At 53.1% G+C, this 13681-nt stretch carries 9 protein-coding genes; all 9 read left to right on the forward strand.

The features are described from left to right. The first annotated feature begins 17 nt into the window (after positions 1–17). Positions 18–1514, forward strand: a complete 1497-nt coding sequence (locus tag ACO064_RS24430; RefSeq protein ID WP_421829824.1) for a RagB/SusD family nutrient uptake outer membrane protein — start codon at positions 18–20, stop codon at positions 1512–1514. Beyond that, a complete protein-coding gene (locus ACO064_RS24435) occupies positions 1511–2836 on the forward strand; it encodes a hypothetical protein (protein ID WP_421829825.1) in 1326 nt (441 codons plus the stop codon). The genes ACO064_RS24430 and ACO064_RS24435 overlap by 4 nt, the downstream gene beginning before the upstream one ends. A gap of 7 nt (positions 2837–2843) precedes the next feature. Beyond that, a complete protein-coding gene (locus tag ACO064_RS24440; protein ID WP_421829826.1) occupies positions 2844–4202 on the forward strand; it encodes a hypothetical protein in 1359 nt (452 codons plus the stop codon). A gap of 123 nt (positions 4203–4325) precedes the next feature. After that, on the forward strand, positions 4326–4904 hold the full coding sequence (locus ACO064_RS24445; protein ID WP_421829827.1) for an RNA polymerase sigma factor: 579 nt from the start codon (positions 4326–4328) through the stop codon (positions 4902–4904). A 101-nt stretch (positions 4905–5005) separates the two neighbouring features. After that, on the forward strand, positions 5006–5818 hold the full coding sequence (locus ACO064_RS24450; RefSeq protein ID WP_421829828.1) for a hypothetical protein: 813 nt from the start codon (positions 5006–5008) through the stop codon (positions 5816–5818). A 106-nt stretch (positions 5819–5924) separates the two neighbouring features. Beyond that, positions 5925–6953, forward strand: coding sequence for a FecR family protein (locus tag ACO064_RS24455; RefSeq protein ID WP_421829829.1), 1029 nt, complete (start codon positions 5925–5927; stop codon positions 6951–6953). Between the two features lie 362 nt (positions 6954–7315). After that, positions 7316–10621: a SusC/RagA family TonB-linked outer membrane protein gene (locus tag ACO064_RS24460; protein WP_421829830.1), complete on the forward strand. Its 3306-nt coding sequence runs from the start codon at positions 7316–7318 to the stop codon at positions 10619–10621. 98 nt (positions 10622–10719) lie between these two features. After that, positions 10720–12156: a RagB/SusD family nutrient uptake outer membrane protein gene (locus ACO064_RS24465; protein WP_421829831.1), complete on the forward strand. Its 1437-nt coding sequence runs from the start codon at positions 10720–10722 to the stop codon at positions 12154–12156. A gap of 130 nt (positions 12157–12286) precedes the next feature. Then, the gene (locus ACO064_RS24470) at positions 12287–13669 is read left to right on the forward strand and encodes an FAD-dependent oxidoreductase (protein ID WP_421829832.1); all 1383 of its coding nucleotides are present in this window, start codon (positions 12287–12289) and stop codon (positions 13667–13669) included. Positions 13670–13681: the final 12 nt, after the last annotated feature.

A 13681-nucleotide genomic window follows, 5' to 3' on the forward strand; every position in this document is an offset into this window, starting at 1 on the left:
TTAACTCCCTGACTTCCATGAAACGATCTTTTTCAACATCCATTCTGGTGGCGGTTTTGGCGGGCTTCTGCTCCAGTGCCTGCCAGGAATTAGACGAAACCGTGTATTCGTCGGTCATCACGACCAATTTTTACAAAAGTGCGCAGGACGCCGAAGCGGCTTTAACGGCGGCTTACGGGTCGATCAACGACCTGTTCGACCAGGCTCCCATTGTCTTTGCCGGTGATTTTGCCGGGGATCAGCTCTGGGTGAAACCGGTGGTTGGGCGCAACGTCTTTGCGGTTTATAGTTACGATACCGATTATTCGGGACCGAAAAGCTTTGGCCGAACCGCCGAAAGTCCCTACGGTTTGTGGCAATTCTGTTACAAAGGCATTGAAAACGCCAACTGGGTGATCGACCGGGTGCCGGCCATCGCGATGGAAACCAACCGCCGGAATGCCATTGTGGGCGAAGCCCTGTTCCTGCGGGCGTTCTATCATTTTACCCTGGCAAAAAACTTCGGAGACGTCGTCATCCGGACTGCATCCAGCCAGAGTGAATCGGACGCGCTGGTGGCCAAAAGTTCGAAAGCCGAGGTCTATAAACAGATTTTCAAGGACCTGGATGAAGCCATTGCCAGACTGCCGTCGTATGTGGCTTCCACCGTTAAAGGGCGGGCTTCCAAAGAAGTGGCCATCGGGCTGTACGCCAAAGCGGCTCTATATGCCGAAGACTGGACAACCGCCAAAACAAAATCAATCGAGGTCATTAGTTCCGGGAAATACACCCTGATGCCGAATGTCCTGGATGTGTTCGACGTCGAAAAAGAAGATGCGGCCCGGCAGGAAAACATGTTTGCCTTTGAAGGCGATAACGCCACCCGGGCGCGTGGTACGACGTTGATGGGATTCTGCGGACCTGCCAACAGCGCCAGCCGGGACTATGGAAACACGACGTTTGGCTCCATTTTTGCCTTCCAGGCGTTTTTCGATTCGTTTAGTCCCACCGACAAACGGCGGCAATTGCTGGACACCAGCTTCGTCAGCGTCGCGGGGAAAGTGGTTCCGCAGAAGGAAATTACGCCCTACACCGTGAAAGGTGTGCTGATCAAAAAATACATGGATCGAAACTCGGTCGGCGCAAAAGGCCGGAACAACGTACCGATGCTGCGGCTGGCGGATATGTACCTGATTGCGTCGGAAGCGGAAGCCCGGCTGAATGGCCCGACGGCAACGGCCTACCAATACCTCAACGCGATTCGAAACCGGGCGGGGCTAGCCAATCTCCAGCCTGGCCTGAGCAAAGATGACTTTATCAAGGCGGTTTTGCAGGAACGAAGCTGGGAGTTTTTTGCCGAAGGCGACCGCTGGTATGACCTGACCCGCACCAATACGTTTCTGACGGTGATTCCGAAAGCGGTCAACGAAGTGTATCCGACCCGCGCCCCCCAACCCAAACACCGGTATTACCCGATTCCGCTGGATGAAATCCGGGCGAATCCCAAACTGGAACAAAACCCGGACTGGAAATGAGGCAATTCCGGCAAAAAACGGTTTTTAGCTTTACGGGATTGATCCTGCTGGTATTCAGTTTATTTCAGCCAAAAACCGGTACGCTTTCCGAAGTAGAAAACCGACACTTGGAAGCGAACGACAGCCTGAACGTTGAAAAAGCGCACCAGGAAATCTGGCGACGGTTTATCGACGAACATGCCATTCTGATCGATTTTGCGGATTTCAACGGACACTTCGACCGTCCGACGGCGGCCGAGTTTCGGGCGAACAAACCCAATGCGCTGGGCTGGTGGACACCGACTGAAAACGGTTCGATGTTTAATGGCTTGTATCTGGACGGCATTTGCCAGCGCTGGATGCACCGGCGGAATGAAGCCGACCGGCAAAAGGCGAAACGACTGGCGCAGGGGCTTCTGTTTCTGGCTTCGATTGGCGACACCCCCGGTTTTATCGGACGCGGGGTTGCCACGGACGGCAAAACACCCCCGGCGATGGGATCGAACGACCAGACGTCACCCTGGTTTTACGGCCTCTGGCGTTACCTCGACACCGGTATGCCCGACCCGCCCGAACGCCGTCAGATCATTGCCAAAATGACGGAAGTCGCCAACGCTTTGGAAGTCAACAACTGGCGGTTGCCGACAATGTCGTATTCGCCGTCGAAATACCGCAACTCGTTTGCGACCTTCAATTGGGAAGGCGCGCCCCGCTTGTTGTTCATTCTGAAAGCGATGCATCAGTTGACCGGCGACGCCAAATGGGACCAGCTTTATCAGAAAGCAGCCCGTGAAGTGGGCGGTGACGCCCAACGCAGCCGACTCCAGATCTGTGCGGAAGGCATGAAATTCGACGTTCCCAAACAGTTTCGCTGGACGGGCGTGTCGAGCACCGTGGACGTTCGGGCGCTCTGGGAAATGGAACGCGACCCGGTTCTGCGAAAGGCCTACGAAGACGGGCTGAATGCCAGTGCGCGCAGTGCCGCCAGCGGAATCACACTTTGGCATCAGTTTGATCACAACGATCCGAAAACGTTCCTGCACGACTGGCGGACGCTGAACCGATGGTGGAAACCGCAACACAGCGAACAGGATGCGCTGGACGTTTCCCAAACGGAGTTAAATGAGCTGGTGAAATTGTCTCCGCGCCGGAATCAGGAACTCGGCTTCGTCCGCGAACCGCTGTGGATGGCGTGGATTGTCACGATGGCCCCCGACCGGAAGCTGGTGGAACAGCATCGGGCCGAAATCCGGGGTGCCCTGGCAAATGTCCGGGCTGACAAGCTCTATTATTCGCAATTTTTTCCTGCCGAAGCCGTCTGGTTTCGGCTTCAGCATCCCTAAACGGTTTATGATGAAAAATGGCATTCCGTCTTTTCAAATGGGTTTTACGACGGTTTTATCGGTGATCGGTATCTTGCTTTTCCGCCCCGCCTGTGCCCAAAATCGGTCGGTTTCGCCGTCCGATGATTCCCTCAGGCACCAGATTGAACGGGCGGGTCAGGAAATTGAAAAGCGGTTCATGAGTCCGCAAACCGGTATTTTGTACGATTACGCTGGTCGCGATGGAAACAATTTTATTCCAACACCGGAAGAATGTCAGTCTGATAAACCCAATGGGTTGTCGTGGTGGTCGCCCATCGAAAACGGAGCATTTTTCAATGGAATTTACCTCGACGGATTGTGCAACCGCTGGAAAATAACCCGAAAAAAAGAGGACGCTTTGGCAGCCCGCAAGGTGGCCGATGGCCTGGTTTTGCTGGCCACCGTTGGAAGCGTCCCCGGTTTCATTGCGCGGGGCATTTCGACCGACGGAAAGAGTCACCACGTCGCCGGTTCCGACGACCAGACCGGGCCGTGGTTCTACGGCATCTGGCGATACATCAAAAGTGGCATCCCCGACGCGACGGAACAAAAACGCCTGATCAATCGGATGGAAACGGTGGGCAATGCCCTGGAAAAGACAAACTGGCAGTTGCCATGCGACCGGGAGGGGTACGGTTTTCGTGGCAACCTGACTGATAAAGGCTGTCGGATTTCGGTCCGGCTGGTGTTTATTTACCGGGCGTTGTACGATGTGACGAAGAACAAGCACTGGCTGGACGGCTACCACCAGCGGTTGAACGAAATTCCCGAAGGCGATGTGATGAACCGGCTGGAATTGTGCGCCTTAGGTATTCCGTACGAAACCGTCAATCCGGAAAAAGGTAATAAAACCGAAAATGAATTCTGGATCACCGGGATTTCACAAGCCATGCTGAAGGCGTTGGTCGAGATGGAAGACAACTCAGAACGGCGCGAAAAATTCCGGCAAGGACTGAACGCGACTGCCGAACGGGCCGCTCTGCATTTGTCGCGCTACAAAAACTTCGACAACGCTCACGACCTGACCTTTACCGAAAACTGGCGGGTTTTGAATACGCTATGGAAACCGCAGCCCGACATTGCCACGACGCTCGACGTAGCGCTCAGGCAGGTTCGGGAGTGGAATACGCTGTCACCCGCCCGTGGCTACGAAGACAAACACATGCGCGAACCGTTGTTCGCCTGCTGGGTAGTGCTTTTGTCCGGCAATAAAGAATTAATTGAGCGCTATCGGCCGGAATTGAAAAGTGCGCTGATGCATTATGATTGGCAGCGGTTGTACACGTCCCGGTTTTTTGTGGTCCTTCCGGCGTATTACGAAGCGAAACTGAATCGGCTTTTTTAGTACATGTGCAATTGATTCGTTGCTTTTGATGAAGTAGCGACCCGGTTTTGAAAAATTAAAAACAGGCCGCGTTTTGAAATATTTGGAGATTTGTTACAACTTTGGTAATAAATCTCCAGCTCGATGTCCTGCCAAGCCCTGACCGATAGCGAATTGTTAGCCCTGCTCCGCGACGATGACGAGCAGGCTTTCAGGGCGTTGTATGAGCGGTATTGGTATAAAATGTACGTCGTGGCGCACCGAAAACTCCGGCGAAAGGAAGTAGCGGAAGAACTGGCGCAGGAATTGTTCGTGATGCTCTGGCAGAAGCGCGACTCCCTCCGCATCCTGAACTTGCCGGCTTTTCTGGGTATCACCCTCAAAAACCTGATGGTGGATTACATCCGCCGAAATATCCTGGAAGAACACTACCTCGACCAGCTCCGGTTGTTTTTTCCGGTCGAAACATTTACGACCACCGACACCGTCCAATTGAACGAGTTGACGGAAGCCATTCAGAATACGCTGGCGCAGCTTCCCGAGAAAACCCGCGAGGTCTTCATCCTTCGGCGGTTTGAACAACTGTCGATTCGTGAAATTGCCCAGCGGCTGGAACTGTCCGAAAAAGCCATCGAATACCACCTTTCCCGTTCCACGTCCTTCCTCCGCCAGAACCTGCGCGATTTCGTCGCGGTTTGGGTGGTGTTTTTTCTTTGCTCCTAAATCCCGAAACGTCGGCCCTGCTACAAAATGGGTCATCCCTACGGGATTGTTTTTGGTTTTTTGCGGGTGCGGTTTCTACAAAATGGACCATCCCTACGGGATTGTTTTTGGTTTTCCTGTGGATGTGGTTTCTACAAAATGGACCATTCCTACGGGATTGTTTTTGGTTTTTCGCGAGTGCGGTTTCTACAAAATGGGCCATCCCTACGGGATTTTTTTTGGTTTTTCGCGGGTGCGGATTCTACAAAATGGACCATCCCTGCGGGATTGTTTTTGGTTTTTCGCGGGTGCGGTTTCTACAAAATGGACCATCCCTACGGGATTGTTTTTGGTTTTTTGCGGGTGCGGTTTCTACAAAATGGACCATCCCTACGGGATTGTTTTTGGTTTTTCGCGGGTGCGGTTTCTACAAACTGGACCATCCCCACGGGATTGTTTTTGGTTTTTTGTGGGTGCCGGTTTCTACAAAATGGGTCATCCCTACGGGATTGTTTTTGGTTTTTTGTGGGTGCCGGTTTCTACAAAATGGACCATCCCTACGGGATTGTTTTTGGTTTTTTGTGGGTGCCGGTTTCTACAAAATGGACCATCCCTACGGGATTGTTTTTGGTTTTTCGCGGGTGCGGTTTCTACAAAATGGGTCATCTCTACGGGATTGTTTTGTTTTTTCTGCGGGTGCCGGTTTCTACAAAATGGGTCATCCCTACGGGATTGTTTTGGTTTTTTGTGGATGTGCTTGCGCCATCCGTCCCGTAGGGATGGTTCATTTTGTAGCAAAGGCGTCCGTTTGTAAAGCAATGAGTCCCGTAGGGACGGTTTATTTTGTAGAAACCATGTCCCTTCATAGGGAAATGAGTCCCGTAGGGATGACCCATTTTGTAGGGGCATTCCGGTTAACCCAAACCGCTTTTTAAGGGTATCAAAATTAAATCCTGCAAAAAAATCTAAAAAAATCGCGTTTGACCTTAGGGATTTTCCGGTGGTATCCGTCTATGCCTTTTGAACGAACCCCTCAGCCCGATGGATAGCGCAAAATACCAGGAATTGCTGGCCAAATACCTGAACGGCGACTGCTCCGACGAGGAGCGGGCGCTGATCGACCAGTGGTATGCGTCGCTGGATACGGAGGTGGAATTGCCCGCCACGGCTGATGAGAAGAAACAACTGCTGGCCCGAAACTGGCAGGGCCTGAGCCAGCGCACGCTGAAAACAAAACCGGTAAAGCAGATCAATTTCAGGCCATACTGGGCAGCCGCTGCGGTTCTGGCGGTAGTGATGGGCCTCGGCTGGTATTTCCGGGTTTGGAAAACCGCTACCGTACCGACACAACCGTTCGGAATTTCGGAGGCAAAACCGGCCTTTCTTGAAAAGACCAACACCTCGGCCCGTCCCGAGCGAATCACCCTGAGCGATCAGAGTATCGTGACACTGGAACCGGGCAGCAAAATCCGGTACCCGGCCACGTTCACCGGCCAAAACCGGGAGGTCACCCTAACGGGCGAAGCATTTTTCGAGGTACAGAAAAATCCGCATCAGCCGTTTCTGGTGTATTCAAACGATCTGATTACCAAAGTATTAGGGACAAGTTTTCGCGTCAAGGCCAACGCGGCCAATCGTAACATTACGGTTTCCGTTCGAACGGGGCGCGTATCGGTCTATTCTCCAACGCTGGCGACGACGGCCCGGCCCAAATCCGACCCCGAAACCATTGGCGTAGTTCTGACGCCCAATCAGCAGGTGACCTACCTCGATCTGGAGCACCGGCTGGTGAAAACGCTGGTGGAAAAACCAGCCGTGCTGGTTCAGAAAACCGAACTCCCCACCTTCACGTTTCAGAACGCGCCGATCTCGGTGCTGATGACGGCCATTGAAAAAACATACGGCGTCGATGTGGTGTATGATGAAGAGGTGATGGGCAACTGTTTCATTACGACCTCGCTGGAGCAGGAAGACCTGTACGACAAATTAAACATCATTTGTAAACTGCTGGGAGCCAGCTACAAAGTGATTGACGCCCAGATTGTCATTTCCGGGCCGGGTTGCCCCTAAATCCCCTAAAGGGGACTTGGACACAGCTTAAACCGGATGCTAAAAGTCCGGAAGCGGCCGACCGTCCTTTAGGGAATTTAGGGGCAAAAGCACAAGTCAATGAAATTTAATACAAGCCATTAGGCCTAACGATCATCCCAAAACGCTAAACCATAAACCCAAAACCGTAAACTAAAAACCAAAAAAGAAGGTCGGCGATGGGTCCAAGCATCACCGACCGGATCAAGCCCCAGCCGCCGGATCGTGTTCCGTCGCATCTTTTCAGATGTGCAGGGCTTCGTTGTCTTTGCCTAAATCCTCAAACAAAAACATCCAAAGGTATGAAATTACCTCGAATCTCTCACGCATTCGTCCTTACCCTTATGCGTATCACGTTTACCCAACTGATTTGCACGTTTCTGGTCGTGGGGGTTACCTACGCCAAAACCGTCAGCGCGCAGGCGTTGCTGGAACAACCCGTTACGCTGTCGATTGAGAATAAAGAAATTAGCGTTGTTTTATCCAGAATCGAAAAGGTGGCGAAGGTGACGTTTTCGTACATCCCGCAGCAGATTCAGGCCGACCGCCGGGTGTCGCTCAACGTCACCAACCAGCCTTTGTCCGCTGTGCTGGATCAGCTTTTCCGCAACGCAGCCGTTAGTTACGAAGTCGTGGGGCAGAAGCAGATTCTGCTCAGCAAACCGCCGGTTTCGCCCGCCATCAATCCCGGGTTTTCACCAAAAAGCACCCAGACCGAAATTGAAAAACCGCTGGATCGCGCCATTACCGGAAAAGTGACGGACGAAAAAGGTGAGGGCTTGCCGGGCGTAAGTGTGGTGGTCAAAAACACGACGCGCGGCACCAGCACCGACGCCGACGGTCGGTTTAAACTCAATGTCCCGGATGAGGCCACAACCCTGGTTTTTTCCTTTGTCGGTTATTTGAGCCAGGAAGTGGCGATTGGAAACCGCTCGGATCTGGCGGTTGATCTGAAAGTCGATACCAAAAGCCTGGAGGAAGTGGTTGTGGTGGGCTACGGAACCGTCAAAAAAAGCGATCTGACCGGTTCGTTATCGCAGGTCAAATCCAAAGAACTGAACGCTTTTCCAAACAGCAATGTGTTGCAGGCGTTGTCGGGCCGGGCGGCTGGCGTGCAGGTTTTACAAAATACCGGGGCACCCGGGGCCGGTGTCAGCGTTCGGATTCGGGGCACCAACTCCATTCAGGGCAGCAACGAACCGCTGTATGTCGTGGACGGTTTTCCGATTTCGGGCAGCAACCCGACGGCCCTCAACAACTCGGATATTGAAAGCATCGAGATTCTGAAAGATGCTTCAGCCACGGCCATTTACGGTTCGCGGGGCGCCAACGGCGTCGTGATCATCACCACCAAACGCGGAAAAACCGGCAAAACCAATGTCGATTTCGAGACCAGTTACACCAGCCAGAAGCTGATCAAAAAACTGGATCTGATGAACGCGAAAGAATACGCAACGTTTTACAACGAACAGGCGGTCAACGACAAACTTACACCCTATTTCACGCAGGCGCAGATCGACGGTTTTGGCGAGGGGTTCGACTGGCAGGATCTGGTGTTTCAGAAAGCACCCATGACCACGTCGGCCCTGAACATCAGCGGGGGCAATGAGAAAACCCAGTTTTCGGTGTCGGGGAGTGTGTTCAATCAGGCCGGTATTGTCAAAGGCAGTGACTACAAACGGTATTCACTGCGGGCCAATGTCAATCACGAAATCAGTAAGAAGTTCAGTGTCAACCTCTCCAGCACGCTGACCCGCCTGAACACGGGCCGCAAAGACAGTGGGGGAGGGAGCCGGGGAAACTCGATGATCTCAGCCGCGATTTCGGCCCCGCCGACGCTGACGCCCTTCAAAGATGACGGCACGTATCGCGTGTTGGCCACTTCGTATCCCTTTGTGGCGACGGATTTGATCAATCCGCTGAATTTTATCAACGAACAATCCGACCAGATCCGGGCAAATCTGGCACTGGTGAATGCGGCCCTGATTTTTCGCCCCATTCCCGATCTGACCATCAAGATTGCGGGCGGGATCGAAAACCGCGATGACCGCACGGATTCGTACCGCACCCGTAATTTTGTAAACTCGGCGGGTGTGGCCAGTGTTAGCACCAATCAGATTACCAGCCTGTTGAGCGAAAATACGATCAGCTATACCAAAAGCTTTCAGAAACATTCGGTGTCGGCCGTCGCCGGTTTTACCTACCAGGATTTTGTAAATACCTCCCTGTCTGCGGGCGGGAATGGTTTCCTGAGCGACATCTTTGGCACCTATGACCTGAGTGCTTCCATTACGCCGGGCATTCCCAATTCCGGTTATTCCAAGTCGGTTTTGCTCTCGTATCTGGCGCGCGTCAATTACGGTTTCGATGGAAAATATTTACTGACCGCGAGTTTTCGGCGCGATGGTTCGTCCAAATACAGCGAAGGCAACAAGTGGGGCTTTTTCCCGTCGGCGGCTTTTGCCTGGCGCGTCTCCAACGAAGATTTCCTGAAAGAAAACACTGTCATCTCGGACCTGAAATTCCGGGCGAGCTGGGGGCTGACGGGCAGCCAGGCCATTGGCGCGTATGCGACCTTGAACCAGCTTTCGTCGGGCAAAACCGTGTACGACAATGCGTTATACAATACGTTTGCGCCCGGAACGCGCCTGCCCGGCAATCTGAAATGGGAAACCACGGAACAGAAGGACGTCGGAATTGATCTGGGAATTCTGAAAAACCGGGTGACGTTTACGCTCGATTACTACATCAAAAATACCCGCGATCTGCTCAATACCGTTGTTCTGCCGTCGTCGCTGGGCTTTACGAGCACGATTCAGAACGTGGGACAGGTTCAGAATAAAGGCTTCGAACTGGGTGTCGATGCCCGGGTTTTTACCGGCGCTTTCAGGTGGGATCTGAATGCGAACCTCTCCCTGAACCGCAACAAAGTGGTGAAGTTGCAGGGGGGTGAGGACATTCTGGGTGGAACCGTAAGTGTCGTTGCGATCAACGATGTGACGAATATTCTGCGCGAAGGACAGCCCATCGGGCGGTATTGGGGCTATGTCGAAGACGGCTATGACGATAAAGGGAAAATTAAATTCAAGGATATCGATGGCGACGGTGCCATCAGCATCAAGGACAAAACCTACATTGGCGATCCGAATCCCACGTTTACGTTCGGCGTGAATTCGGCCATGAGCTACAAAAACTTCGACCTGACCATTTTCCTGCAAGGCGTTCAGGGCAACGACCTGTTCAACGCCAGTTCGATTGTCAACACGATGGACTACGGTTTTGGTCTGAACATGCCGAAGGAGGTTTTTTACAACCACTGGTCGCCCACCAATCCGAACGCGAAATATCCGATTATCAGTAATTCCAGCCGGACGAGTGTGTCGAACCGCTACATCGAAGACGGCTCCTACCTGCGGCTGAAGACCATTCAACTGGCCTACAACCTGCCGCTGCAAACCTGGGGTGTCAACTGGATTCGGAACGCACAAGTTTATGCCAGCGGCCAGAACCTGCTGACGCTGACCAACTACTCGTGGTGGGACCCCGAAGTGAACTCCAACGGCGGAGCCAACTCGACCAATCAGGGCTTTGATTTCAACAGTTATCCATCCTCCAAATCCGTCACCGTCGGCGTGCGGGTGGGATTTTAATTTTGAATGATAGAATGAGTGAATGATAGAATGGGGAAACGCTGCTTATGGATTTATTCACTCATTCAATCATTCACTCATTCAAAATTGAAACAGCTATGAAAAAGATACTCCTTCTCCTCTCGATACCCCTGCTTCTGACGGCCTGCGAAGACGCGCTGGTGGAAGCGCCGAAATCCATTGTGGTAGAAACGTTTTTTAACACGGCCAGCGATGTTGAAACGGCGGTGAATGCCGTTTTTTCACCCCTGCGCAGCACCATGTATTCCAATTACGAAGCCACGCTCGAATGCCAGGCCGAGTATGCCTCCGGGCGCGGAAGCTGGGCTCCTTTGCACGAGTTTCAGGGCTTCAACGACGCCAATATTTCGCGGGTATCCGGTTTCTGGAATTCGTTTTACCTCAGCATTCGAAACGCGAATCTGGTGATTAAAAATGCACCCACCGGCACGGCGATCAGCAAAGCCGATGTGGATCGGTACGTCGCCGAAGCGAAGTTTCTGCGGGCGTTCAACTACTTCCAACTGGTGCGCAACTGGGGCGGTGTTCCGATCCGGACGGAAAGCAACATGACCGATATCAACCTGAAACGAAGCACCGCCGATGAGGTGTATGCCTTGATTCTGAGTGATTTGAAAGAGGCTGAGACTAACCTGCCGGAAAAACCGGCTCAGGTGGGCCGACCGACCAAATGGGCCGCCAAAACCATGCTGGCAGACGTCAATCTGCAACTGGGGAAATTTGCCGAAGCCCGCGACAAAGCCGAAGAAGTGATGAAATCCAACCTGTTTTCGCTGGTGCCGGTGGCCACCAAAAACGACATTCAAACCAAGGTGTTTGGGCCGGATCTGGTGTCGACATCGGAGGAGATTTTTTACCTGAAATACATGCGTCAGGTCGGCCAGGGTAATTATATGCTCTGGATCAGCAACCACCCGGATACCAAACTTTTCAACTTCGGGGGCGCGTATGTGATTTACGTCGATGTGACCAGTGCCTATTACAAATCCTGGGATGCCGGTGATCTCCGCAAGAGTATGTGGGATCTGATCAACTTTGGACTGGGGGCCAACACGCTTGTGAGTTCGAAGTTTATCGACCAGGCCGCCGTTGGGCAAAACGGCGCGGGCAACGATGACCCGGTTTACGGTTATTCGGATGTGTTGCTGATTTATGCCGAGGCATCGGCCAAAGCCGGAAACGGCCCCACGGCTGCCGGAATGGAAGCGCTGAATCAGGTGCATCGCCGGGCGTTCGGCAAAGCCCCCGCCGTGGCGTCGACGGTGGATTTCAAACTGGCCGATTACAACGCTGCGACGTTCGTTGATCTGGTATTACGAGAGCGGAGTTATGAATTTCAACTGGAAGGAAAACGCTGGCTGGACCTGAAACGAACCGGAACCGCCAAAGCCGTGATTCTGGCGGCCAAAGGCAAAGTCGTCGCCGACAAACACCTCCTGTGGCCCATCCCGGTTTCTGAAATGAACTATAACAAAGCCCTGAACCCGGCGACGGATCAGAATTTAGGATATTGACCTTAGTTTACGGTATTCAGTTTACGGTTTTCGGTGGCTGACGCGTTCTTTTACGCTTCTTATTTCGGGCGTCAGCAAGCATGCGTCAGCCACCGAAAACCGAAAACTGTGAACCGAAAACCTGAAAAACATGGAAAAAATAAAAAGAAGATCGGCATTAACCTCGCTCGGCGCACTCTCCTTCGGGATGGCCGTACCGACCTTGTCCAAAGGCGAACGGCTGAGTGAGCCTTACAAACTGGTTCAGCAAACGCTGAAAACCGACATTCTGGTGATCGGGGGCGGCACGGCGGGCGTGGTGGCGGCCATTCAGGCGGCCCGGGCCGGACGCAAAACGATATTGGTCGAAAACGGCAGTCAGCTCGGCGGCACGACTACGACCGGCGGAGTGAATTATCCGGGCATCTTTTTTGCCTGGGGCAAACAGGTCATCGGCGGCATCGGCTGGGAAATGGTGCAGGAAGCCGTTGCCCTGAACGACGATACCTTGCCGGATTTTTCGATTCCCCACGGCAAAAACCACCCCCGCCATCAGGTGCGGCTAAACGGGCAGTTGTACGCCATGCTGATCGAGGAAAAAGCTATTGCCGCGGGCGTTCAAATCCGGTTTTATGAAACACCTACCAGCGCAACGTTTCAGAAAGGAAACTGGACCGTTCAAACCGTGGGGAAAGGAACCAGCACGCAGATTGTCTGCAACCAGTTGATCGATTGTACCGGAAACGCCTACGCGGCTTCGCTGGCCGGTTTTCCACTGCTGCGGGAATCGGTCACGCAACCCGGAACACTGATGTTCCGGCTGGAAGGCTACGATTTTAAATCGCTTGATTTAAAGCTCATTAAGGGGCGGTATGAAGAAGCGATCCAGAAGGGCGAACTCGTCAAAACCGACTTTCGGAACAACATTGTGGGCCTGTTGAAAAGCGCCGGTGACAACATCCAGCACGTGATGGGAGCCGATTCGACAACCTCCGAGACCCATACGGTGGCGAATTTGAAAGGGCGGTCGTCGCTGTTAACGACGCTGCGGTTTCTGCGAACGCTGCCCGGTTGTGAGAAAATCCGGCTGGCGGACGTGCAGAACGAAACCGCCGTTCGGGAAACGTACCGCATCGACGGCCATTACAAAATTACCCACGAAGATTACGTCACCGGGAAAGTATTCGACGATGCGGTTTCGTATTCGTATTATCCCATCGACGTCCACGACGAAAATGGCGTCATTCCCGACCATCTGAAAGAAGGCGTAGTGCCGACGGTGCCGCTGCGGGCGCTTGTGCCAAAAAACAGCCGGAATTTTCTGGTGGCCGGGCGGATGGTCAGCAGCGACCGGCTGGCGAATTCGGCGCTCCGGGTGCAGGCATCCTGCATGGGCATGGGTCAGGCCGCCGGAGCCGCTGCGGTTTTAGCCAATTTGCAGAACAAAACACCGCTGGAGGTGTCGATGAAAGACCTCCGGAAACTGATTGAAGAACACGGCGGAATCGTGCCGGTTTCGGCTCAAAAAGGGTGATTTTTAGTATGC

The organism is Larkinella sp. (assembly GCF_965227735.1).
In the GTDB taxonomy this organism is placed as follows: domain Bacteria; phylum Bacteroidota; class Bacteroidia; order Cytophagales; family Spirosomataceae; genus Larkinella.